Here is a 24523-nt window from a genome sequence, read left to right on the forward strand (position 1 = left end):
GAAATCCTGCGTGAGGATTTCCGCTGAGAATTAATCACAATATCTTCACACCTTAAGCATTTTCACCGTGGCATCAATATCAATTTCATCCGCCGTGAAAATCAAAGTCGTTCCCTGAAAGGTGGTCACCGCCAGTTTTTTCAGTGAGCGCGTTTCATCCGGCTTAACGTCTGTTTTCGGCTTGATGCTATTCATCAGAATACCTACCGACAGCACGGTATTCTCTTTATCGATGCGCGTTTCAACCGGCACGTCTTCGCTGTAAACCACATAAGATTTGATCGAGGTGAGCTTCAGGCGCTCGCCGGCAATATAGATGTATTTGCTCTCAGGTGAGACCTTCACCGCATACGCGGACAAACCTTTGTTATTGGTGGTGGGTTCAAAGGTCACCGCCGCGTCTTTCTTGATCAGCTCAGGGTTAGCGACCTTAATCACATGGAAATAGCGGTTATCGCCATTTTCATCTTTGATAAATCCAAAACCTTTATCCTGAAACCAGGTTGTGATCGTTCCGTTCATCGCCATTGCCGCCTACCTAATCGTTATCTACTCAGTTTTTTCAGCGCGCAGTGTAAAGCACATTGCCTGCGCAGACCACGTCTTTGCTTTAAGTCTGGACGATAAATTTCGCCTGAGCGAATAGACACATGCCCGGATTCGCCAGTTGCCGCAAAATTCGCTATTATCCGCATCCCTTCGCCAGCCGGGCAGCCTGATGTCTACGATTATCGATACCTTTATTGCCCCGCAATGTCTTGAAGAGATTGAGATTCTCTACCAGGACGATCATCTGCTGCTGATCAATAAACCAGCTGGTCTGCTCAGCCTGTCGGGGAAGAATCCGCGCAATCTCGATTCTGTGCATCATCGGTTAGTGAAGCTTTTCCCCGGCTGCACGCTGGTGCATCGTCTGGATTTCGGCACATCAGGGTTAATGGTGATTGCCCGCAATAAGGCGATCAATGCCGCAATTTGCCAGCAGTTTAGCCAGCGCAGCGTGACCAAGATTTATCGTGCACTGTTGTGCGGGCATCTGCATGACGACGAAGGTGTGATTGACGCGCCGATTGCCAAAGATCCGACGCTATTTCCATTGATGTCAATTTGCCCAATCAATGGTAAGCCAGCTCGCTCACGCTATCAGGTGATTGAGCGCACTCATCACCTATTGGAAGATAAGACGTTCATGCCATTAACGCGGGTGGAACTTACGCCAGAGACTGGACGCACCCATCAGCTGCGTATCCATTGCCAGCTGTTGGGCCATCCGATTTTGGGTTGCGACCTGTATGGCGGTCTTATGCTGGCGGGGACCGAACACGCCCCGCGTCTGATGTTACACGCCAGCGAGTTGAAGTTTGTTCATCCGGTCAGCGGCGAGTGCCTAAACGCCCGGTGTGCCTGCCCGTTCTGACAGCGCAACCGGCATTGTGCTTACCACATTAAATCATCAGGCACTTTGAAATCAGCGTACGGATCGTCTTCATCCTGCGCTTCCTGACTCAATGCACTATTCAACACGATGCTGTTCGCATCACGCTGCGCAATTTTATCGGCGACGCTGGCAGGAATAATCGCGTATTGGCTCTCGCCTTTGCTATCGACGGCCAGGCGCGCAATCGCCAATCGGCCATTAATCAGTTGTGTCTGCGTTTGCTTATCGACGTCGATTTTTTTGATCAAATTATTGTCGGTGAAATTAAAACCAATATTGCCTTTAGAGATATCGATTTTGTTCATTTCGATCAGCTGCTTAACCTGCGCTTTGTACTCTTTCGATAACGCCGCTTGCTTTTGCTGTTCGCTCAACTGCTTATCACGCTCAAGCTGAGCCTTTTTGTTCTCTTCCACCGCTTCTCTGGCCTCACGAGCCTGAACGCGTGATTTCTTAGCGGTTCTCTGGACCTTGTCCATTTTTTTGCTGCTGACTAAGCCTGCTTTCAGCAGCTGCTCTTGTAAGGTGAGTTTTGCCATTGTCGTGTCTTAACCGGTTAAAAATTTGTGGAAGAGTATACCTTTAATTGTAGAGCCTCTGCCAGGTTGAACAGGCTGGCTACAGTGAGCGCCGTTCATCCTCCTCTCCTCATCATGAAATTCCTTCATGTTCGATGAAATTAAATCACTTTTTTTCAACCAGTGACTCAGGCATAAAAGTACCATTGTTAATAACTTAAAATAATATCAAGCCTGCTGAATGAAAGTACCCTGCAAAAGCATTGGGAAATCCTGAAATCCAGCGACAGCAAGGCTTTTTATTGGTAACCGGGATAGCAGACTAAAATGAACAACGCCTTTACTTTTACTGTTAAGAGCCTTCGTTTCGACGAAAATTACAATCCTTCTGGCAATACACGCATCACCACCAATTTTGCCAATTTGGCGCGTGGTGAAAAGCGTCAGGAGAACCTGCGCAACGCCTTAGTGATGATTGATAACCGTTTCAATTCACTGGCGCATTGGGACAACCCTAAAAGCGATCGTTACGCGGTTGAGCTAGAGATTATTTCTGCTGAGCTGAATCTGGGTGCTGAGGGCAACAACAGCACCTTCCCGGTGATCGAAATATTGAAAACCAATATCGTTGATAAAAAAACCAACGAACGCATTGAAGGGATTGTTGGAAATAACTTCTCTTCTTACGTGCGTGATTATGATTTCAGCGTTTTATTGTCTGAGCACAACAAGAACCATACTGAATTCCGCACGCCAGATAATTTTGGCGATCTGCATGGCAACATCTTCAAGCATTTCGTTAACTCAGAAGCTTACAAAGCGAATTTCAATAAAGCGCCGGTTATTTGCCTGAGCGTATCCAGTAAAAATACCTATTACCGCACCGGTAATGAACATCCGGTATTGGGCATTGAATATCAGCAGGATGAACTTTCTCTGACTGACGAATACTTCGGCAAAATGGGCCTGCGGGCACGCTATTTTATGCCGGCAAACAGTGCTGCGCCTCTGGCCTTCTATTTCCATGGCGATTTACTCAGTGATTACACCAATCTTGAGCTGATTAGCACCATCAGCACCATGGAGACGTTCCAGAAGATCTACCGCCCTGAGATTTACAATGCGAATTCTGCAGCTGGTAGACACTATCAGCCAAGCCTGAGCCATCAGGATTATTCTTTAACGCGAATTGTTTATGATCGAGAAGAACGTAGCCATCTGGCTATTGAACAAGGAAAGTTCACGGAAGAGCGCTTCATCAAGCCATATCAAACTCTTCTTGAGCAATGGTTTACTCCCGTTCTTTGATTACCGATAAAAATATAAGGTCACCTGCTATGAAAAAATTATTACCGACTTCCACTGCTGGTAGTTTACCGAAACCATCGTGGCTGGCTCAGCCGGAAACGTTGTGGTCACCGTGGAAATTGCAAGATCAGGAATTAACCGACGGCAAACAAGATGCGCTGCGTTTGTGCCTGGACGATCAACAGCAGGCAGGAATTGATATCGTCAGTGACGGCGAGCAAACCCGCCAGCACTTCGTCACCACCTTTATTGAACATCTCAACGGCGTAGATTTTGAGAAGCGCGAGATCGTTAAAATCCGCGATCGTTATGATGCCAGTGTGCCGACCGTTGTGGGTCCGGTGAGTCGTCAAAAATCAGTATTTGTTGAAGATGCAAAGTTTTTACGTCAGCAAACTGATCGTCCCATTAAATGGGCGCTGCCGGGTCCAATGACCATGATCGACACGCTTTATGACAACCACTATAAAAGCCGCGAAAAACTGGCATGGGAATTCGCTAAAATTCTCAATGAAGAAGCGAAAGAGTTAGAAGCGGTGGGCGTCGATATTATTCAGTTTGATGAGCCGGCATTTAACGTCTTTTTCGACGAAGTGAATGATTGGGGTATCGCAACCTTAGAAAGAGCCATTGAAGGGCTGAAATGCGAAACCGCAGTGCATATTTGCTACGGCTATGGCATCAAAGCGAATACCGACTGGAAAAAGACGCTGGGCACAGAATGGCGTCAATATGAAGAGATATTCCCTAAACTGCAAAAGTCGAATATCGATATCATCTCACTGGAGTGTCAAAACTCGCATGTGCCGATGGAGTTGATGGAACTGATTCGCGGCAAAAAAGTGATGGTTGGTGCCATTGACGTGGCAAGCAATACCATTGAAACGCCAGAAGAAGTTGCAGCAACGCTGCGTAAAGCCCTGCAGTTTGTTGATGCTGATAAACTCTACCCTTGTACCAACTGCGGCATGATTCCTCTGCCACGCGGTGTGGCAAGAGGCAAGCTAGATGCATTGAGTGCAGGTGCAGAAATTGTTCGCAAAGAACTGTTGAATAAATAACACCAGATAAAAGCTCAGTCCGGGATTATTACCCACCCGCAACCGGACTGAGCCGTTGAATTAAAGTTTATTAATCTGCCCACCCGATTTTCTAAAATCAATCACCATCGTTTGCCCATCCTGAAAGGCGTCATAATCGGGTCCCTGCGCCAGAACCTGACGCGGTTTAATTACTCTCATTTCATCCGTTGCTTTCACCGCTTTCAATCTCAAACCTACATGTTTGATCAGCGCCAGCCATATCCACGGTTCAGACTCACCCAACATTTTCATGCGGATATGATCGATGATGGGGAAGTTACGAATATTGGTTTGTACTTCTGGAGCATCATTCAACTGCCCAATAAAGGCGAGTGAATCAATCGATTGGGCAGCGGGAGCAGAGAGCGTGATTTTGATCTGATTCATCACCTCCATTTGATATCGTTGATCGTTAACTACAGTGTTAAAAGTGACCAGCATCACCACCAGATGATAAAACAGCAATATCGCACTCAATCCCGCCAGCCAGCTTCTTATTGCAGGTAATGAATAAACGGCTACATAGAAACAGAACAGGAAAGTAATGCTGGATGCGCCCAGCATACGCGGTGCAAATAACGGCGTGGCTAAGGCCAATGAAAGTCCGGGGATGGCGATGATGACGATCAATCCCGCACTGAACAGCAATAAGACCGCACTTAGCGTCAACTTCTGCTGCTGTTTTAAGTTTCGAACCATCAAAATAAGGCCTGAAAACATTATCAGCATAGGCAGCCCTATAAATACCATCATGCCGCGCGGATAGGCGCTGAGAAAAAGGTCACTGAACGCCTTAATAGTGTTGATAAGTACTTGCAGAGAATCGGAATTCAGTGATAACAGCTTGCTGTGTTTCATGCTGTACCAGTCGATCTTCACTGGCAATAAATAATTCATCGCGAGTTTATAAGCCAGGATGGCAATGCCCAGCGCCACTATTTTCCCGCACAGCCACTTCCAGCTGGATTGATCATTTACCAGTCGAGAGACGACCAGCAAGGCTACGCAGGCAATATAGACATTGAGCCCTGGCTGATAGAGTGTCTGAATCAGCAATAATATCAGCGCCGTGTAAACGCTCTCCTGAAAAGGCTTTGCGCGATTAACCATGCTTGCCAGCATGGCGCCTGCAAATGACAGAAGTATGGTGAGACTGTCATAGGTATAGAGCATTCCCTGCGTCAGAAAGGGATTAAGAATGACAAATAGCGGCGGGAGAAATGACCAGAAACCCGCAAGCGGAATTCTCAATCTTTCCGTGAAAAATACCGCAGCAATACTTAGCGCCAGCAATCCGAGCAGTAAATTAAGCGGAGAAATATCGCTGACCGTATCACCAAAAGAGATCAGGGATTGTAATAACCAGGTGCCCGGCCTCCCGTTACTTAGCCATGTTGATCTATCCCCATCTAATATCCGGTAAAGATCATCCCGATAATAAATTTTGTTGGTCCATAGAGGGATGGTGGCCAGCAATGCCACCATCATCGACAAAGCGATACGCTGCATCCGGCTTACCGACGGAGAATCATTAACGGGCATCATTTTATGAGTGAATTTCCATCGAACGGGGTCGGGCGGCCTTTTATTTCCGCGTAGTTACAAACTAGTGTAGGCGGTTTTTGTATAACGGATGCTCAGGAATGATAAACATCATTGGCAGCTGCGGGATGTGCAGATAACATGTCGCTTTATCTCTTTCAAACAGGCAACGTCGGCAATGGCTCTGATCCCTAAAAATTACTCGCGGCTGGAAAGCGGCTATCGTGAGAAAGCATTGAAAATCTATCCGTGGGTATGCGGCCGCTGCTCGCGTGAATTTGTTTATTCCAACCTGCGCGAATTAACCGTTCACCATATCGATCACGACCATACCAATAACCCAGAAGATGGCAGTAACTGGGAGTTGTTGTGCCTCTATTGTCACGATCACGAGCACTCGAAATACACCGAAGCGGATCAGTACGGCACACGTGTTGTGGCAGGTGAAGATGCGCAGAAGGATGTTGGTGAAGCCACCTATAATCCTTTTGCCGATTTGAAGGCCATGCTGAATAAGAAAAAGTAAGGCTAGTTTCAGAAATAGCGATCGCCATTTATGGCGATCGCGTTACGCTTACTTATTGGTCTTTGTACTATTGCTGAACTGCTCGGTGAGATAGTTGCTGGTGTTATTCAGCACGCTGACCATCTTATCCAGATTGGTGAACTGCTTTTTATACCGCGCAATCGTGTCATCAATACGTTTGCTGGCGGTATTGTACTGATCGGTTAGCGTATTCAGTTTTTTACTGATGGAATCCGTCGCGCCCTGCAACACACCTTTACTGCTAAGAAATGCGGTGAATGTGGTGTTCAGCACCGTCGAAACACCGGTTTTTTTGCCATCACCGACAAACATGTCCCGAATCGCTTCTGGTTTCACTTGCAAGCTGGTGGTCAGTTTGGTGGCATCCAGCTTAAGTTGGCCGTTAGTGGGATCGGTAGTAATGCCCGCCTGAGATAGCGTTTTATAAACACCTGAACCCGAGCTGTTGGCCAGAATACTTTTCAGTTGCACCTGAATATTACGCAGCGTGCCATCACCGAGTAGCGCTCCATTCTTCCCGTCCGGATCTTTACCCGCATCCACTGGCGTGTATTTAGTCAAACTCGCCATCGTATCCTGCAGCGAGTTATAGGCATTCACCCAATCGGTAATGGCGGTTTTCGCCTTGTTGGTATCGCTGCTCACCGTCAGCGTTTGGTTGCCGCTGGTTTCATCGTTAAGCTTCAGCGTGATGCCTTCCACCGCGTCGGTGATAACGTTGCTGCTGCTCTCAATCGCCACATTGTTTACGGTCAGCTTGGCATTCTGCGCCTCGACGCTTTGCGCCATGCCGCTGCTGGCCGCATCTGATGCATCAAAGCCGATAAAATCCTGCAAGGTATCATCGCCGGTCACGCTCAGCGATTTCACCGCATTGGCGGTGCCGGATGCCGATGATGTCAGCGACAAACGGTATTCCGTGGCGGAGACCTTAATCAGGCTTGCAGTAACGCCAACGTCAGATTTGTTGATGGTGTCACGAATCGCCGAAAGCGAAGTCTGATCTTTGGTTAGCGTAATGCTTTTCTCTTTACCTTCCGCGTTAACAAATTTCAGGGTTCTGGACGCGGCATCGCTACCTATCGCCGCTTTGATATCGGTTTTCGTCTCGCTGGTTAGCGTCTGGGATTGCGCCAGCTTCTGCACGCTGATGGTGTATTTTCCCGCCAGCGCATTGCCGTTGGAATCGGCGCTAAACGCACTGGAACTGGATGCTGTGGTCGTCGAAGTATAAAGCGCGGCATCGTTTAATTTATTGTTTGCCGTCTGGAAGGTCTGAATCGCGGTTTTAAGGGTGCCGTAGGCGGACAACTTCGCGGTCGCAGCGGATTGTTGTTTTGAAATCGGTGCCAGCGATTGTTTTTCTGCCGCGGTCAGTTTGTCGAGAATGGTGCTTAAACCCAGTCCTGAACCGACGCCTAATGTTGAAATCCCAGTCATGTACGCAACTCCTGTTAATTTAACGTTACGGTACTATCGGCAGCCTTAACGCAAACTTTATAGAAATCTGATCATTTCCTTACGCTATCCTTACATTCATTAAATTGCGCCATCAACGCATCTGATTCATTGCGCTGGAAATATGATGCGTTTCACATTTAACTGTCGCTCTGCTTGTCGGGAAAGCAGAGCCGATTATGATCTGGCGAGATTGTTACTGCGTTCAGCGCAGGCAAAACCTGACACGCCGTCCTTCCGGTGGGTCAGGTTTTTTATTTTCAGGGCAGATAAAAATGAAAATCGCGAAAATCCTCAACAATAATGTCGCGGTGGTGCTGGGCGACAACGGCAAAGAACAGGTGGTGATGGGACGCGGTTTGGCGTTTCAGAAGCGCGTGGGTGACGAACTGGATGCACAGCAGATCGAAAAAGTGTTTGCGCTACAAAGCGACACCTTAACGGGCCGGCTCAGCGAACTGCTGTCGGATATCCCGCTCGAGGTGATCACCACCAGCGAACTGATTATTGCCAATGCGCGTCAGCAACTGGGCCAGCCGCTGCATGAAAGCCTCTCCATCGCACTGTGCGATCACTGCCATTTTGCAATTGAGCGCCACCAGCAAGGTATCCCGATTCGCAACGTGTTGAAGTGGGAGATTAAAACGCTCTATCCGAAAGAGTTTTCATTGGGTATCGAAGCGTTGGAACTGATTAACCAGCGGCTGGGCGTAGCGTTGCCGGAAGATGAGGCCGGATTTATCGCGCTGCATCTGGTGAATGCGCAGCTTGGTAGTGATTTCGCCGATGTTTCGCACATCACGCAATTTATGCAGGAAATCCTGCATATCGTGAAGTATCGCCTGCAGCTGGATTACCGCACAGAGAGCTTGAGCTACAACCGTTTCGTCAACCATCTGAAGTTCTTTGCACAGCGCATGTTAGGCAAACGCGGCGTGTGGAGCGAGGATGAATCGCTGCATGATGTGGTGCGCGACAAATATCCGCTCGCCTATCAATGTGCAGTGAAGATTGACCAGCATATTCAGCAGAAATACCTGTATCAGCTCTCCAGCGAGGAACGCATGTTCCTCACTATTCATATTGAGCGGGTACGCAAAGAGACGCTGGCGTTGCAGGATGATGCGGACGAGGCGTAAACCAGGTGCGCATGATTGCGCACCCTTCATTCAACTCACTTATTTCAACGCTGCACCATGGCTACGAATCACGTCCTGATACCAGAAGAAGCTCTTCTTACGTGAACGCGCCAGTGTGCCGTTACCCACGTCATCGCGATCAACGTAGATAAAGCCATAACGCTTGGAGAACTCGGCTTTTGACGCGCTGACCAAATCAATCGGTCCCCAGCAGGTATACCCCAACACCTCGACGCCATCTTCAATCGCTTCACGCACCTCCACCAGATGATCGTTGAGATACTGGATACGGTAATCGTCGTTAATTTGCCCGTCCGCTTCCACCACATCTTTGGCACCAAGCCCGTTTTCCACGATGAACAGTGGCTTTTGATAGCGGTCATACAGGATGTTAAGCAGAATGCGCAGCCCTTCAGGATCGATCTGCCAACCCCAATCGGAACTCGGCAGGTGCGGGTTCGGCACCATCGAGAGAATGTTGCCGCGCGCTTTCTGATTCTCCTCTTCGTTAGTGGTAACGCAGCCGGTCATGTAGTAGCTGAAGGAGATGTAATCGACGGTGTTTTGCAGGTCGCGCTTATCGGCATCGGTGATCTCGATGCTGATGTTACGATCGGCGAAGAAGCGCTTCATATAGGCCGGATACGCGCCGCGCACCTGTACATCGCCAAAGAACAGCCATTCGCGGTTCTGTTGCAGAGTCTCCAGCACGTCCGCCGGACGGCAGCTCAGCGGATAGAGCAGCGCGCCCAGCAGCATGTTGCCGATTTTGCCGTCCTTAACGATTTCGTGGCAGGCTTTCACCGCGCGTCCGCTCGCCACCAGCTGATGGTGAATCGCCTGATAGATTGCCTGCTGATCGCTCTCTTCCGCCAGACCAACGCCGGTGAACGGCGCGTGCAGCGACATGTTGATCTCATTAAAGGTCAGCCACAGCTTCACCTTGTGCTGGAAGCGGGTGAACACCGCGCGCGCATAGCGTTCGAAGCAATCAATGGTGATGCGATTGCCCCAGCCGCCGTACTTTTTGATCAAGCCGTACGGCATTTCGTAATGTGACAGCGTCACCAGCGGCGTGATGTTGTATTTCGCCATCTCATCGAACAGGCGATCGTAATAGGCTAATCCCGCTTCATTAGGTTCCACTTCATCGCCCTGCGGGAAGATGCGCGTCCAGGCAATCGAGGTACGCAGTACGGTAAAGCCCATCTCGGCGAACAGTTTGATGTCCTCCGGGAAGCGGTTATAGAAATCGATGGCGGTATCCTTGATGCCAAAATCGTTATCGCTGCGTTCGACGCGTGCACCAAATATGCCCTTGGGTTGCAGGTCGGAGGTCGATAAACCTTTGCCGCCTTCCTGATACGCGCCTTCAACCTGGTTTGCGGCAACGGCGCCGCCCCATAAAAATCCGTCCGGGAAACGTTTAGTCATCTGTTTGCTCCTCTATTATTTCAGCACGGCCAACAACGGAGCGCCTTCGCTCACGGCCGTGCGGCTCAGGGTTAACACATCCACAAAGTCATCGCTATTACTCACCAGCACCGGCGTAGTAAGGTCAAAGCCTGCGGCTTTAATCGCATCGAGATCGAACTCCAGCAGCAAATCACCCACCTTGACCGGCTGATCGTTCGCTACTTTGGGTGAGAAATAGTGTCCATCGAGCTTCACGGTATCGAGGCCAACGTGGATCAACACTTCTGCGCCCTGCGCCGATGTCAGGCCAATCGCATGGCCGGTTCGGAACATTGACGACACCACGCCATCGATCGGCGATACCACGCGGCCCCGCTGCGGGATAATCGCCGCGCCTTTACCGAGCAATCCGCTGGCAAAAGTTTCATCTTTAACCTGATCGAGCGGAATGACATCGCCCGCCATCGGACTGACCACGCTTTCGCGGCGCGTCAGGCTGGTGGGCGGAGCAACCGCTGCCGGCGGCGCAACCGCTTCGGTTGCGAGCTCGGTCAGACCGAACAGATAAGTGCTGACGCAAGCGAAGATCAGCGCCACCGCCGCACCGGCAAATGCCGCCAGCACGCTGGCATCAATGCCGCTGTTTGGCACCACCTGAATAAAGGTGAAGACACTCGGGAAACCAAAGGAGTAAATGGTGGTGTGCCAGAAGCCAAGGATCGCCGCGCCCAAGGCGCCACCGATGCAGCCGAAGATAAACGGACGACGGTGCGGTAGCGTCACGCCATACACCGCCGGCTCGGTGATGCCGAAGATGCTGGCGGTAAAAGCCGACCCCGCCATCGCTTTCAGTTTCGCTTCGCGGGTGCGCAGGAAAATACCAAGCGTGGCGCCCGCCTGGCCCAGCACCGCAGGCATCAGCAAGGGCAGCAGCGTGTCGTGACCAAAGTTGGCGAGGTTGTTCAGCATGATCGGCACTAAGCCCCAGTGCAGACCGAAAATCACGCACACTTGCCAAATCGCGCCCATCACCGCACCCGCGATCATGGGGCTCAGGCTGTAAATCCACAGATAACCTTCGGCCAACATGCGGCTCAGCCAGGTCGCCGCCGGACCAATCGCCAGAAACGTCAGCGGCACGGTGATCAGCAGGCAGCACAACGGCGTAGTGAAGTTACGCACCGCGCTGGGCGAACGCGGATGCACCCAGCGTTCAATCAGGCTGGAAACCCAGGCCGCGAAAATAATCGGAATCACCGACGAGCTGTAGTTCAACACTTTGAGTGGGATACCGATGAAGGTCAGCGCATTGCCCTGCTGCTGCTGTTGCAGCACTTCGAGAATCATTGGATGCACCAGCGCAGCGGCAATCGCCATGCTGACAAACGGATTACCGCCAAATTTTTTACCGGCGCTGTAGCCGAGCAAAATCGGCAGGAAGTAGAACAAACCGTCGCTGGCAACAAACAGCACTTTGTAGCTGCCGCTGTCGGCACCCATCACGCCGAGCACCAACGCCAACGCCAGCAACCCTTTGATGATGCCGGTGGCGATCATCACGCCGATAAAGGGGGTGAAGATGCCGGAAACCAGATCGATAAAGCGTGCAAATAAGCCTTGCGGTGCAGCGTTATCTGCTGCCTCGCTCTGATTATCCAGCCCGTGACGTGACGTGAGTTCGCGATACACTTCCGCCACCTGATTGCCAATCACCACCTGATATTGGCCACCGCTCTCCACCACCATAATCACGCCAGGATTGTCTTTTAACGCCGCAGTTTGCGCTTTTTGACTGTTTTTTAGTTTGAAGCGTAAGCGCGTGGCGCAGTGCATCACGCTGATGATGTTCTCTTTGCCGCCAACACCGGCAAAGATGTCATCCGCCAGTTCCTGATATTGCATCACTCTTTCTCCTGAACAATGCCCTAAACTCATGCCCTGAATTTCGCGCAAAAAAAAACCTGAGACGCGCCCTCTTCAACTGAAAAAGGGCGCGTCTCAGGTTTTGCCTGCCGAACAGTAACAATCCTTAACGGGCGCTATCATGCTAACAGCGCGGAAAAAGTGGCAAGCAGTTTTAGCGAACGATGCGGAAAACTGTGAAGCTGCTCACCGATCAGATCCGTTTCAGTGCCGCTAAAGCCAGCACGCTGAGCAGCGCACCGATCACCATCAGCAGCAGATAACTCATCCACTGCAGCAGCCAAATCCCCAACACACCGCCGCCCAAAAACGCCAGCACGGTGTAAAAATGCAGCTTAAGCCGCTCAATGTAGAGCGGCGCATCTTTGGGGGATTCTTTGCGGCGCAGCACATCAAACAGCATCGCCAGCTCAATGCCGATATCGGTCGCGGTGCCAGAAACGTGCGTGGTGCGCACGCGGGCGTTGGAGATGCGCGTCACAACGGCGTTTTGCAATCCCATCAAAAAACTCAGGCTCAGCACCAGCAACACGCCAGAGCCGCTAAAGCGAAACCAGCTTTCAATCACGCCGAGCAGCAGCAAAGCGATGCCTTCAATCAGGATGTTGATGGCGTAGATGCCGCGAATCTGGCGCCGTCTGCCGGAGTTGATTATCAGCGTTGAGACAGAAGATCCGGCGATAAACAGCAGCACGATGAGAAGAAAAAACAGGCCGACGTGCAGATTAGCTTTGGCCAGATGGTCGGAAAGTGAGGAGACATTGCCGGTCATGTTCGCCGAGAAGAAGCCGACCGTTTCAAACGCTGCGGTGTTAAGTGCGCCCGCAACCGCGGCCAGCGTGCAGGCCAGGCGAATGTCGGTATTGAAGGTGCGCGTGTTCTCGGCGGTGATTAGCATGGGAAATCCTGGCCCGGTGAAAGATGCGTATCTTCCTCCCGTGACCAGGAATTCTCAAGCGCCGCTACGCGGTTTGCTGATCCTGCTCCTGCTCGCTGAACCGCTCGCGCATCTCATTTTCGATCTGCTCGAGCGATTTGCCTTTGGTCTCCGGCAGCATAGTGATTACGAAGATCAGCGAGCCGACGTTGATGGCTGCAAAGATAAAGAACGCGCCATTGCCGGTGGCGGAGAGCAGCGGCGGGAAGGCAAACGCCACCGCCGCGTTACAGATCCACTGGAACGAAACCGCAGCGCCGGTCAGCACGCCGCGCACTTTCATCGGGAACAGCTCCGACATCAGCAGCCAGTAAACCGGCGAAATGCACATCTGCATAAAGAACAGGAACACCAGGATCGCCGCCAGCGCGAAGATGCTTTGCGTCATGTCCTGTGGCATCAACAGCAGCACGCAGCCCAGTACCAGCTGCATGGCGATCACTACCGACAAACCGGTCATCAGCATAGTACGACGTCCAAAACGTCCCACTGCTTTGATGCCCACCATGGTCGCCAGCACCGAAACAATGCCGTTACCGATGGTCGCCGCAATCGAGGCGTTGGTGCCCATACCGGTGGTTTTCAGAATCACGGGCGTGTAGTACATAAAGGCATTCACGCCGGTGAACTGGATAACAATGCCGAGCCCCGCGCCCACCAGTAACAAGCGAAGAATCCATTTCTCTTGCAGCAGTTCACGCGCTGAGGGCCCCTGACGCGCCGCTTTAGCGTGCTGGCGCATCTCCGTCATCTCCTTTTTCACTTCGCGCGGCGTTTCACGCAGTTTGTGCAGGATACGGCTCGCTTCTTTGATGCGCCCTTCTGCCACCATCCAGTGTGGCGACGCTGGCACAAAGAAGGTGCCGATAAACAGCAACGCGCCAGGAATCATCGCCATCGCCAGCATATAACGCCACAGATGCGGATCGTTAAGCGTGAAACTCATCACCGCGCTGACCACATAAGCCAGCAGCTGACCGGAAACAATCATCAGCTCGTTGCGGCTCACCAGCGGCGCACGCCGTTTTGGCCCGGCAATTTCGGCAATAAACACCGGTACGGTTGAGGAACCTCCACCCACCGCAATACCCAGCAGAAAACGCATCGCCACCATTACGTGCAGGTTTGGTGCTAAGGCGGTACCAATCGCGCCCAGCACAAAAATTAGCGCCAGAGAACGCAGCGTAATGCGTCGGCCAAAGCGATCGGAGAAATAACCACTGAGGAAAGCACCCAGCGCGGCACCGAAGATCAGGGATGAAGTGACTAAACCTTCGGTGAACGGTGTGAGGTCAAGACCGCCCTGATTAGGCGGCAAGGTCATAAACGGCAAGGCACCCGAGATAATCCCGGTGTCATAACCAAAAGCCAGAGCACCCATTGTCGCTACGAGTACCACAAAGAAGATGCGCTGTTTAACGGTGAGATTACTTAGCGCTGAATCGTCGTCACTGTTTTGCTGCGATGTGTCCATTCCTGTTCCCTGCATATTGAACGCGCCTTGTAGCGCAAAGGTTGAAACCCAAAAGGCAGAAGTATAGTCAGGAATTGTAAATTGTGACGAAGGTCACTATTAATTCGACAAATTTACTCGCGCTTAATGATCATTTTCAATGATCGGCGTTTACGGCCTGGCTTTAACGCAACGGCGAACTAAAATTGCAGCGTGACTAGCTAGTCCTCAAATCTAACGGAACATTGATAAGAGGTCTTCCTATGAACAAACAGAGCTACAGAGGCGGCGCAGGGAATTTTGCCAACGATCCAGAACGTGCGAAAGAAGCTGGCAGAGCGGGAGGCAAAGCCAGTGGAGGCAACTTCAGAAACGATCCTGAACGCGCCGTTGAAGCGGGAAGGAAAGGAGGCAAAATAAGTCGTCGTCCTCCAACGAAGTCTGAGTAAGGCGCCTTAGGATTTTGTCCGCCATGGATTGGCTTCACCCCCTTTTTGCATATCCCAGCCTAAAACGGTAACCTATATACATATCACATACGATTCATATATAGGTTGCACCATGGGCATCGTAAAAATCTCTGACTTAATGCATGAGAATCTGCGCATCGCCAGCACGGCGATGAGCCGTTCCATCAACGCGCAGGCGGAACACTGGATGAAGATCGGCATGCTGGCCGAAATTTATCCGTCACTCAATCATCAGGAATTGACGCGCTTGCTGATGCGCGTTGAACGCGACAGCGGCGCGGATTTAGCGCAACTGCTCGACCATCCTTTATTCACCTCGCAGGGAATCGCGTAATGAGCATCAAACTGCACACCGCTGAAGAGATCGAACTGGCGCGTGCCGCTGGACACGCCGCCGCTAAAGTGCTGGAGATCATCACTCCGTACGTTAAACCGGGCGTCACCACCGATGAACTGGACGCGATTTGTCATGATTACGTGGTAAACGAGCTAAAAGTGGTGCCAGCAAATATTGGCTATCACGGTTACAGCAAAACGACCTGTACGTCAGTGAATCACGTAGTGTGCCACGGCATTCCGGGCGAGAAAAAGCTCAAGGATGGCGACATCGTCAACATAGACGTCGGCATCATTAAAGATGGCTGGTACGGCGACACCAGCCGCATGTATTACGTTGGCCAGCCGTCGGTGCGCGCCAAACGTTTGGTGGATATCACCTACGAATCGATGGTGGCAGGTATCAAAGTGGTAAAACCGGGCGCGGCCTTAGGCGATATCGGGGCGGCCATTCAGCAGGTAGCGGAAAAAGCCGGTTTCTCGGTGGTGCGCGAATATTGCGGTCACGGCGTTGGCGAGGTGTATCACGGCGATCCGCAGATTCTGCATTACGGCACGCCAGGCACGGGATTGGCGTTACAGGCGGGCATGATTTTCACTATCGAACCGATGATCAACGCGGGTAAAGCCGGCACCAGCGTACTGTCCGATGGCTGGACGGTGGTCACCAAAGACCGCTCGCTGTCAGCGCAGTGGGAACACACCATCGCCGTGACCGAAACCGGCTTTGATTTGTTGACGCCGTGGCCAGAAGGTACCGGCGAATATCCGGCAATTTAAAAAAAGATCCAGAACGCATATGCCGTTCTGGATCACACTCGCATTAAGCGGTTTGACGCAGCGTAAACACGCTCACGCTATTCACCATATTCGCCGCCTGCTCGCTCAGCATCGCCGACGCTGCCAGCGATTGTTCCACCAGCGACGCATTCTGCTGCGTGGTGATATCAATCTGGCTAATCGCGATGTTGATTTGGCTGATGCCGTCGGCCTGCTCGCTGCTGGCCTGATTGATCTGCACCAGCAACTCTTTCATCTCAGCCACGTTCGACATCATGCCGTTCATCAATTTATTGGCATCCGTCACCATATCGCGCCCATCGGCAATACGCGTGGACGACTCCTCAATCAAATTACGGATCTCATGCGATGAGGTGGCGGTTTTCTGCGCCAGCGCGCGGACTTCCTGCGCCACCACGGCAAAACCGCGACCATGTTCACCCGCGCGTGCGGCTTCTACCGCAGCATTGAGCGCCAGAATATTGGTCTGGAAAGCAATGGAATCGATCAGGTTGATGATCTCCGCCATGCGGCTGGCAGAATCATTGATTTCGGCCATTTTGCTGGCGACGTTGTCCATCATGCTGGCATTACGTCCTACCGTGGTTTCCGCCTTAGCGGAGAGATCGGCGGCAACGTGGGTATTATTACGCGTGTTGCTAATGGTGGCACTGAACTCCTCCACCGAGGCCGCCGTTTGCTCTACCGAGCTGGCCTGCTCTTCCGTACGCGCCGCGAGATCGTTGGTGCCCGACATGATTTCGCTGGCGCCGCCGGAAATCTGTTCTGCGCTAATGCGAATATGGCTGACAATATCCGACATCTTTTCCTGCATCTGCTGGATGGCGTTAATTAACTGCCCCATTTCATCCTTTCGCTGTTCATGAAAATCAGAACTGAGATCGCCATCCGCCACTCGACCAAGAAAGGTGATCACTTTTTTCAATGGCACTGTAATCGAGCGAATAATAATCCAGCCAATAAATGCTGAAAGTAAAATAGCCACTACAAAAATAATCAGCATGGAAATTTTAGTTTTGCCGTATGACGCCATAAAATTATTATAGGAGCCATCCATTTGCTGCTCTTGCAGGGTAATGAACCCCTCAACTTCATCGATATAATTTCTTTGCGCTAAGGCAAGCGTAGAAAAATAGAAATTCACTGCTTTTGTCACATCACTATTCACTAAATCGAAGAATACATTTCGCTCTTTAAGGAACTCTGCTCGCCTCACTTCCACGCGCTTGAGAAATGCGATTGATTCATCATCGGTAGCCAGCTTATTTAACTGCTTATAGGTTTCGGTAATTTTCTTTGAGGCATCCTGAAGATTGCTCTGAATCGTTGTCCGGCGTTGCGCATCAATCGGGCTCAGCAGCAGCGCCTGCTGCTGCACCGTTACGTTGATCTCATCAATTAATCGGTTGCCCAATGCAATAGTGGGATAATCGTCTTTCATCATGCCGTTAACGCCGGTTTCAGCTAAGAACAGCGAATTTAATCCGAGTAACGCCACTAAAAGTAGCATCGCGATATTGAGCATAGAGGATATTGTAAGTTTGGTTCGCAACTTTACATTACGTGAAAATCTTTGAACTACGTCCATTTAGAAACCTCAATGATTTTGATTGAAAAGTAGTGAAGACAATAATGTTATTTTAAAAAACAGAAGAGGCTACGGGCGTTAATCGGCAGCATCTCTGCTGTTATCGTCAGCAATTTCATTAACATTAGAGACGATGATTGATAGAGTCACATTTCAAATATCAGACGCGGAGTGTTATTTTGCTGAAATCGATTTCATTGATCAGTTCCATTTACTGATAGGGAATAACATAAAATTCTAAGCCTGGTTTTTTTGCTTAATTTAGAATAAAGGTTCTCGCCAGGCTAACAAATAGCAAAGAATGATCCTGATTTTATTATTTGCAGCAATTTGACTAAGGGAAAACAGTTAGTTTATCTGTAGCGTTTAACCTGCAAGCCAAATTGAGCGGTCAGCAGAGCAAGGCTGCCGACCGCTTATAGTTATCCGTCAGACTGTGGCTACCGCGCTATGCAAAATGGCCTCATTCGCCACGTCCGGCAACTGATGAAGAAGCCAATCTGCCATCTGGATTTCATGTTGCAGGATCAGCTGGAAAGTCTTAATGCCTTTGCTGTCCGCCGCCTGCTGCGCTGCGGCCAGTAATGCGGTGTAGGTTGCCACTTTATAGTTACAGAACACGTAGCTACTCACCGCCATGCGCACGCCCTCTTCATTGCGCAACATATCGCTCGCAGCTTGCCCAACGATCGACAATCGTCCTAACGCGTCTTTCAGCGCTGACCAGTTACTGTCGTAGCGTTTCAAAACGTCTTTCACCCACTGCTGCTGTTCAGCGGTTTGTTGTGCATATTGCTTCATACGTGCCTGCAACAGCGGGAACTCCTCCAGCCGCAGCGTAGCTGCCTGCAGCAAAGGCTCTGCATGTTTTTCCATCGCATGCGCATCGCGCAACCAATCCAGATATACAAATTCCTTGGTCATCAATTTGCTCCGGTAGTGAGAAGAACATCGACAGTTAGCTGCCTGATGGGTATGACATCAGCTCATTTAGGCTAATTGAGCAAAATAAGCGAAGCGTTAATTTAGGCTAAACAAGAAGATTAATTAAACGTAGCAAGCAAGCGTCAAGCTGCAAGTAATGTGCGCAAGAATTGCGATTGAGGTTATAAGTAAATGCGCTTACCGCTTCGCTTATTATCTGGCTAGAGAAGCTTTCTTTTTAATGTTAAAAATCTTAAGCAACTAACTAATGGTAGTTACATTTAGAGAGAAGTGAAAATTTAACTGGAAGTAACATAAGCAAGCCTCTTAGAATTAAGACTTACGAGAAACCCAGGCTTGAAACTGGAAAAAATGGCACTACATTTATTTTGCATCATGTTGGTATTTAAAAAAGAGGAGAACCAATGACGGACGCTAAGAAGCTACCCGATGAGGAAGAAAAAAAGCCGCAACGTCGTGGTGGTGCAGGCAACTTCGCAGAGAACAAGGAACGCGCGGCTGAAGCCGGGCGCAAAGGCGGTCAGGCTAGCAGCGGTAACTTCAAAAACGACCCGGAGCGCGCCATTGAAGCAGGAAGAAAAGGAGGGAAAATCAGCCGACGCAAATAACATTCTTCCCAAAAGAATAAACATCTAACATCGTTTTACTTCTGCACAACACTCTCCTGATACTGTATTTACGCTTCGCTTAAATACAGATTTATCCATGTCAGGAGGGTTATTTCCAGCTAAAAATCCGTATAATCGATTATTTCTTGATCAACTTCAATTTATTTACCGCTTCGCTTATCCAGGCTTTACCCTTCGCTTATTAACCACAAAATTACATTTGCAAGCTAATAATAAATGCCTGACTCAAAATTATATATGTACATGTTACTTAAACTGGTACAACTTTTAGAGAAGAATTCTGACAGATGACTCAGAATAATCGGAGGTGGATTAGCGTAGCTGCCGCTCGCTGGTAATTTAACTAACCGTCATTTGCACTGAGGGAGTGACGACAACAATCACCTGCATTCCGTATGCTCTCCCTTCATGGCAACCAGGTTTGCATCAATGCCCGCTAGCTAAGATGTCAGCACTTGGTCGATTGCTCGTCAGATCTCAGAAATTTCACATTTAGTCTTATCAATTATGATTTTGTTGTCGAAGCATCCAGGATTGCAGCACATTCACCTGCTCAAAAAGGATATTTTAATGAAAACTCTCTTTACCTCAGCCAGCGCCATCCTGATCGCGACCAGCCTGTCAGCGGGAGCAGCACAACCGGCAGCACCAAAAAATCCGCTCAGCGTACATGTTTTGAACCTGCAAACAGGCTCGCCGACAGCGGGTATTGAGGTTGAACTCGATCAGAAACAGAATAATAACTGGGTGAAATTAGCCAGCGGCAAAACCGACAGCAACGGCAGGATTAGCGCGCTATTCCCGGAAGATAAAACCGCCAGCGCAGGCAGCTATCGCGTGGTGTTTAAAACCGGTGACTATTACAAAATGAACAACCAGAAAACCTTCTTCCCGGAAATTCCGGTCGAGTTCAATATGGAAACCACCGGCGAGCACTACCATATTCCGCTGCTGTTGAGCCCGTTTGGTTATTCGACTTATCGCGGGAATTAAATGTAAAACGGTCGCCATTAATGGCGACCCACGGAAACTACTGTGTTATCCCTCTTTCACTAAATGACTTGCGCCAATGAGTCGGCGTAGTGTTGAGCCGCTGTCTGAAGTGATGACGTAAGGTTTCTGGCGATCCAAATCCCGCCTGTTCAGCAACCTGATCAATGCTCAGCTTGCCGCTCTCCAGCAGTGCGCAAGCTTTTTCCAGCCGCACGCTTAACATCCATTCTCCCGGCGTGGTGCCGGTAGCGTCATGGAAACGGCGTAAAAAGGTGCGGCGGCTCATGCCAGCTTGCCTGGCGAGTTGGTCAATCACCAGCGGCGTATTGAGGTGATTACGCAAATCATCAAGTAACGGCGAAAGATTTTTTGCCGCACGCTGCGGCACCGGCTGCTGAACCAACTGCGCCTGATTGCCTTCGCGCAGCGGCGGCGTCACCATGCGGCGCGCGGTGCGGTTTGCCACTTCAATACCATAATCACGGCGGATCAGATGCAGGCACAAATCCACGCCCGCTGCGCCACCCGCTGACGTAATGATGCTGCCCTCATCAACATAAATCATACCGTGCTCAACCTGCACCTGCGGGAAGCGTTGCGCCAGAATCTCGGTGCTGTTCCAGTGTGCGGTCGCGCGCTTACCATTTAGCAATCCGGCAGCGCCCAACACGAAACTGCCTGCACAGATCGAAACAATACGCGTGCCGTTGCGATGGGCTTTTTGTAACGCGGCGATAAGTTGATCCGATGCCGGTTCATGTACGCTGCGCCAGCCGGGAATCACGATAGTGCCCGCCTCTTCCAGCAGCTCAAGTCCGCCGTCGACCACCAGCCGCACGCCACCTTGCGCGCCGAATACGCCCTCTTCCACCGACGCCACGCTCAAATCGTATAAAGGCTGGCCGAACACTTCGTCGGCACGCCCGAAAGCCTCAACGGCGATGCCGAACTCAAAGGTACACAGACATTCATACGCCAGCAAAACCAGTCGGCGGTTGAACGGTGCAGGCGAATGGCCATGAAGCGGAGCAATCATTTGCATTAAAGGTCACCGGAGAAATTGGCACGATCTTGACGATATATGGCATGCAGGCAGATTTCCACTCGCACGCCAATCTTTCATGCTGGCACGCTCTTAACGTATCGCAGGGATTGAGTATGAAGAACATGTTGGCGCTGATGGCGGTTTGTCTGGCCGCATTGATGTCGGGACTGGAGATATCCAGCGTACCGGTGATTTTGCCGGTGCTGGAAAGGGAGATGCACGCCAGCTTCCGCGAATTGCAGTGGATCATGAACGCCTATACGCTGGCCTGCACCGCGGTGTTAATGGCAACCGGCACGCTGGCCGACACTTATGGACGCAAGCGCATCTTCATCATCAGCATTATCGCCTTCGGCGTGACATCGGTGATGTGCGGACTGGCGGGCAATGCGCTGTGGCTGATTGTCGGACGTTTGCTGCAAGGATTAAGCGGTGGCGCGATGTTAACCTGCCTGATTGCTATTCTGTCGTTCCAGTTTCCGCAGGGCAAAGCGCGTAGCCGTGCGTTCGCCGCGTGGGGCATTACCTTTGGCTTTGGGCTGGGATTCGGGCCGATCATCGGCGGCATACTGGTCGCCTGGTTTAGCTGGCAATGGGTGTTTCTGGTACATGGATTTATCGCGTTGCTGACGCTGATCCTCGCGCTGAAAAATGTGGTGGAATCGCGCGATGCTGAAGCCCAAAAGCTCGATCTCAGCGGCCTGATTACCTTATCGCTCAGCGTGGTCGGCGCCACCTATCTCATTACGCAGGGCAGCAGCCTCGGCTGGAACAGCGTCGCGGCACAACTGATTTTGCTGGTTACACTACTGAGCGCGCTGCTGTTTGTATGGATTGAGAAGCGCCATCCACATCCGATGTTTGATTTCTCCGTGTTCCGTATCCGCGCCTTTTCCGGGGCATTGATGGGCTCGATTGGCATGAACTTCAGCTTCTGGCCGCTGATGATTTATTTGCCGGTCTATTATCAAAGCGGCCTTGGCTACAGCAGCATGGCAACCGGTTTGGCGCTGCTGGCTTACACTTTACCAACCTTACTGATGCCGCCGCTGGGCGAGAAACTGGTGGTGCGCTTTGGCGCGCTACGGATGCACCCATTTGCTGCTGACTAGCGCGCCGTCGTCGGTGTAATTCAGCAACGCTCTTTGATTATCTTCCCGCGCCAGCAGGCACCAATCCAGTTGGGTAATTCGGATTAGCAACACGCCAAAATTATCCTCGGCGTTAGCGACATCATTGGATTGGTGGTCAATGTCACTTCCCGGCGCAGCGCCAGCATAGGTTTGCTGCGTACGGCGTGATAATCGTTGCCACGCCGCTTCAGCTACTGAGCTGTGCGCGGCGTGCAGCTCGACCTTTCCCTGCAACCGCAGCTGCGTTTTTGCGCTGTATCCCAGAACCGTAACGTCTGAATTAACCGCCAACGCCTGCCATTTCGGGCTACGCATATCGGTGTGCAACTCCAGCGTGCGTTTGACGCGGTCAACCGCGCGCAGCACCAGCGTCCTTGCCTGCGGCTTGCCCTGTTGATCAACCGACGCGAGCGTTAAGAAGTGAAAACCGGCATCGGGATCGCTTGCGCCGGTTTCCAGTTGTTGCCAGCAATCGCTATCAATCTCGCGTAATGACATCTGTTGTTCCTGTTGGCTGGATAAAAGGTTACTGGTGACGTTCCACCAGCGCCAGAATCAGCGCCTGAAGTTCGGCTAATCCTTGCTGCTGGCTGATGTCACCGCACACCACCGCATGGGAAATCGCATCGGCGGCGCCTAACATTCCCCACATGCTGGCTTGCGGCAACGTTGCCTCCGCAAACCAGCTGCGGAATTTTTCAATGAAATCGAGCTGATATTTACGTTTCACTTCCGCCAGTTCCGGCGTGCTATCGAGCGCCGACAGCACATCGGGAATTTCACGTCCCTGCGTTAACACGCAATCGACGTAACTCGACGCCACCACATTAGCCCGCTCGGCAAGGCTGGCACCGGCAGCATGCATCGCCGCCTCGATAATCGCGTTCTGGCGCAGATCAAAATCTTCATACAGCGCCGCGAGCAGACCGTGGCGCGTACCAAAATGATCGTAGACCACCGGTTTACTGACGCCCGCTTCTTCCCCCACGCGTCCTAACGTCAGCGCATCGCTGCCCTGCTCGCGCACCAGATTCCACGCCACGCCAATTAGTTGCTGACGACGTGCCTGATGTGACATGCGCTGGCGAGTGGGTTGATTCATGCCATTTCCTTCACGTCAAAAAGTCGCTGTCCGAGTTGGTTTGCCAGCGTGTAATGCGCGTGGGGATAATGTTCATCGGTTGGCAGCAGCAATTCGCTGGTCACCACCGGCGCGCCGCAATAGCCAAAAATCCCCTCATCGATCTGCGTGCGCATGCTGCTGAAATAGCCCCGACGCACATAGGTGCGCTGGCTCGCCGCGCCCAGCGCCAGCAAATGCACCTGCAAATGGCCGAGCTTTTTCACCACAGTTTGGCCATCATCATCGTACGCCCAACCTTGGGTGAAAACGCGATCGATCCAGCCTTTCAGCTGCGCCGGAAACGACCACCAATAGATGGGATAAACCAGAATCAATGCATCGGCGCGATCCAGGCGTTGCTGTTCCGCCAACACATCTGTCGGCGATGGCGCACCACTTTTGAACTGATCGAAATCGGCCTGATTGAAGCGCGGATCGAACTGCTCCGCCGCCAGATCGGCAATTTCATAGCTGTGGCCACCAGCAGCAATTCCTTGTGCCACCTGCGAGACGATGTGGTGCGTGTGTGAATGTTGGTCCGGATGAGCAGTAACGATCAGAGCATGCATAGCGACAACCTCCGTTATGAGTAAGCTACTAGTAGTAACTTACCATTGGTAGGTTGTCAATTTTACTGCGTTCGTAACAGGTAAAAAAGCCCGCCGTCAACTAAACCGGCGGGCTTGTGAGGGTAACCGT

At 51.2% G+C, this 24523-nt stretch carries 24 protein-coding genes and 1 pseudogene; 11 read left to right on the top strand and 14 right to left on the bottom strand.

What is annotated here, in order from left to right; genetic code table 11:
• Positions 1-45: 45 nt before the first annotated feature.
• A complete protein-coding gene (locus ACVLVH_RS02795; RefSeq protein WP_101761317.1) occupies positions 46-528 on the bottom strand; it encodes a cold-shock protein in 483 nt (160 codons plus the stop codon).
• Between the two features lie 190 nt (positions 529-718).
• Between ACVLVH_RS02795 and ACVLVH_RS02800 the strand changes: the two genes are divergently transcribed.
• Complete coding sequence (locus ACVLVH_RS02800; RefSeq protein WP_192412782.1) at positions 719-1417, top strand: RluA family pseudouridine synthase; 699 nt, start codon at positions 719-721, stop codon at positions 1415-1417.
• A gap of 20 nt (positions 1418-1437) precedes the next feature.
• Here the strand turns inward: ACVLVH_RS02800 and ACVLVH_RS02805 are convergent, their stop codons facing one another.
• Entirely contained in the window at positions 1438-1977 is a 540-nt protein-coding gene (locus tag ACVLVH_RS02805) for a DUF2058 domain-containing protein (protein WP_101761315.1), read from the bottom strand.
• 306 nt (positions 1978-2283) lie between these two features.
• Here ACVLVH_RS02805 and ACVLVH_RS02810 point away from each other — a divergent pair, with 306 nt between their 5' ends.
• Entirely contained in the window at positions 2284-3264 is a 981-nt protein-coding gene (locus tag ACVLVH_RS02810; RefSeq protein WP_110867169.1) for a DUF1852 domain-containing protein, read from the top strand.
• Positions 3265-3293: 29 nt separating this feature from the next.
• Positions 3294-4325 carry a methionine synthase gene (locus ACVLVH_RS02815; protein ID WP_101761313.1) on the top strand — a complete coding sequence of 344 codons (1032 nt, stop codon included), beginning with the start codon at positions 3294-3296 and terminating at the stop codon, positions 4323-4325.
• Between the two features lie 60 nt (positions 4326-4385).
• Here ACVLVH_RS02815 and ACVLVH_RS02820 read toward each other — a convergent pair whose 3' ends face one another.
• Positions 4386-5855 carry a glucosyltransferase domain-containing protein gene (locus tag ACVLVH_RS02820; protein ID WP_192412780.1) on the bottom strand — a complete coding sequence of 490 codons (1470 nt, stop codon included), beginning with the start codon at positions 5853-5855 and terminating at the stop codon, positions 4386-4388.
• A 211-nt stretch (positions 5856-6066) separates the two neighbouring features.
• Here ACVLVH_RS02820 and yajD point away from each other — a divergent pair, with 211 nt between their 5' ends.
• Entirely contained in the window at positions 6067-6414 is a 348-nt protein-coding gene (yajD, locus tag ACVLVH_RS02825; protein ID WP_101761311.1) for an HNH nuclease YajD, read from the top strand.
• A gap of 48 nt (positions 6415-6462) precedes the next feature.
• Here the strand turns inward: yajD and fliD are convergent, their stop codons facing one another.
• On the bottom strand, positions 6463-7875 hold the full coding sequence (gene fliD / locus ACVLVH_RS02830) for a flagellar filament capping protein FliD (RefSeq protein ID WP_110867167.1): 1413 nt from the start codon (positions 7873-7875) through the stop codon (positions 6463-6465).
• A 293-nt stretch (positions 7876-8168) separates the two neighbouring features.
• Between fliD and licT the strand changes: the two genes are divergently transcribed.
• Positions 8169-9032, top strand: a complete 864-nt coding sequence (gene licT, locus ACVLVH_RS02835) for a BglG family transcription antiterminator LicT (RefSeq protein WP_137387031.1) — start codon at positions 8169-8171, stop codon at positions 9030-9032.
• Positions 9033-9071: 39 nt separating this feature from the next.
• Here licT and ACVLVH_RS02840 read toward each other — a convergent pair whose 3' ends face one another.
• From ACVLVH_RS02840 to ACVLVH_RS02855, 4 genes are all read right to left on the bottom strand, one after another.
• Positions 9072-10466 carry a glycoside hydrolase family 1 protein gene (locus ACVLVH_RS02840; RefSeq protein WP_498948669.1) on the bottom strand — a complete coding sequence of 465 codons (1395 nt, stop codon included), beginning with the start codon at positions 10464-10466 and terminating at the stop codon, positions 9072-9074.
• A gap of 15 nt (positions 10467-10481) precedes the next feature.
• The gene (gene bglF, locus ACVLVH_RS02845) at positions 10482-12350 is read right to left on the bottom strand and encodes a PTS beta-glucoside transporter subunit IIABC (RefSeq protein ID WP_498948670.1); all 1869 of its coding nucleotides are present in this window, start codon (positions 12348-12350) and stop codon (positions 10482-10484) included.
• Between the two features lie 214 nt (positions 12351-12564).
• Positions 12565-13269 (bottom strand): YoaK family protein, encoded by a 705-nt coding sequence (locus tag ACVLVH_RS02850; protein ID WP_110867163.1) that lies wholly within the window; start codon positions 13267-13269, stop codon positions 12565-12567.
• Between the two features lie 64 nt (positions 13270-13333).
• Positions 13334-14782 (bottom strand): sugar porter family MFS transporter, encoded by a 1449-nt coding sequence (locus tag ACVLVH_RS02855; RefSeq protein WP_217547960.1) that lies wholly within the window; start codon positions 14780-14782, stop codon positions 13334-13336.
• 242 nt (positions 14783-15024) lie between these two features.
• On the opposite strand from ACVLVH_RS02855, the gene ACVLVH_RS02860 reads away from it, so the two are divergent.
• The 3 genes from ACVLVH_RS02860 (at position 15025) to map (ending at position 16347) form a co-directional block, all read left to right on the top strand.
• Complete coding sequence (locus ACVLVH_RS02860) at positions 15025-15210, top strand: con-10 family general stress protein (protein WP_176972698.1); 186 nt, start codon at positions 15025-15027, stop codon at positions 15208-15210.
• Between the two features lie 112 nt (positions 15211-15322).
• The gene (locus ACVLVH_RS02865; protein ID WP_008106304.1) at positions 15323-15565 is read left to right on the top strand and encodes a ParD-like family protein; all 243 of its coding nucleotides are present in this window, start codon (positions 15323-15325) and stop codon (positions 15563-15565) included.
• A complete protein-coding gene (map, locus tag ACVLVH_RS02870; protein ID WP_462063152.1) occupies positions 15565-16347 on the top strand; it encodes a type I methionyl aminopeptidase in 783 nt (260 codons plus the stop codon). The genes ACVLVH_RS02865 and map overlap by 1 nt, the downstream gene beginning before the upstream one ends.
• Positions 16348-16390: 43 nt before the next feature.
• Here the strand turns inward: map and ACVLVH_RS02875 are convergent, their stop codons facing one another.
• Both ACVLVH_RS02875 and ACVLVH_RS02880 read right to left on the bottom strand, forming a co-directional pair.
• Positions 16391-17956: a methyl-accepting chemotaxis protein gene (locus ACVLVH_RS02875; RefSeq protein ID WP_498948671.1), complete on the bottom strand. Its 1566-nt coding sequence runs from the start codon at positions 17954-17956 to the stop codon at positions 16391-16393.
• A 429-nt stretch (positions 17957-18385) separates the two neighbouring features.
• On the bottom strand, positions 18386-18880 hold the full coding sequence (locus ACVLVH_RS02880) for a DUF892 family protein (RefSeq protein ID WP_498948672.1): 495 nt from the start codon (positions 18878-18880) through the stop codon (positions 18386-18388).
• 425 nt (positions 18881-19305) lie between these two features.
• Between ACVLVH_RS02880 and ACVLVH_RS02885 the strand changes: the two genes are divergently transcribed.
• Complete coding sequence (locus tag ACVLVH_RS02885; RefSeq protein ID WP_064740224.1) at positions 19306-19509, top strand: con-10 family general stress protein; 204 nt, start codon at positions 19306-19308, stop codon at positions 19507-19509.
• A 591-nt stretch (positions 19510-20100) separates the two neighbouring features.
• Complete coding sequence (uraH, locus tag ACVLVH_RS02890) at positions 20101-20523, top strand: hydroxyisourate hydrolase (RefSeq protein ID WP_192412768.1); 423 nt, start codon at positions 20101-20103, stop codon at positions 20521-20523.
• A 37-nt stretch (positions 20524-20560) separates the two neighbouring features.
• Here the strand turns inward: uraH and ftrA are convergent, their stop codons facing one another.
• The gene (ftrA, locus tag ACVLVH_RS02895) at positions 20561-21565 is read right to left on the bottom strand and encodes a transcriptional regulator FtrA (protein ID WP_192414470.1); all 1005 of its coding nucleotides are present in this window, start codon (positions 21563-21565) and stop codon (positions 20561-20563) included.
• A gap of 116 nt (positions 21566-21681) precedes the next feature.
• Between ftrA and ACVLVH_RS02900 the strand changes: the two are divergent.
• A pseudogene (locus tag ACVLVH_RS02900) lies at positions 21682-22665 on the top strand (MFS transporter); the annotation flags it as partial.
• Here the strand turns inward: ACVLVH_RS02900 and ACVLVH_RS02905 are convergent.
• From ACVLVH_RS02905 to ACVLVH_RS02915, 3 genes are read right to left on the bottom strand one after another with little or no spacing between them, the layout of a single operon-like run.
• The gene (locus ACVLVH_RS02905; protein WP_192414472.1) at positions 22651-23199 is read right to left on the bottom strand and encodes a pyridoxamine 5'-phosphate oxidase family protein; all 549 of its coding nucleotides are present in this window, start codon (positions 23197-23199) and stop codon (positions 22651-22653) included. The pseudogene ACVLVH_RS02900 and the gene ACVLVH_RS02905 overlap by 15 nt on opposite strands.
• 28 nt (positions 23200-23227) lie before the next feature.
• Positions 23228-23803: a TetR/AcrR family transcriptional regulator gene (locus tag ACVLVH_RS02910; RefSeq protein ID WP_192414474.1), complete on the bottom strand. Its 576-nt coding sequence runs from the start codon at positions 23801-23803 to the stop codon at positions 23228-23230.
• On the bottom strand, positions 23800-24393 hold the full coding sequence (locus ACVLVH_RS02915; RefSeq protein WP_192414477.1) for an NAD(P)H-dependent oxidoreductase: 594 nt from the start codon (positions 24391-24393) through the stop codon (positions 23800-23802). The genes ACVLVH_RS02910 and ACVLVH_RS02915 overlap by 4 nt, the downstream gene beginning before the upstream one ends.
• Between the last annotated feature and the right edge of the window lie 130 nt (positions 24394-24523).

It is taken from the genome of Kluyvera sp. 1366, assembly GCF_054823405.1.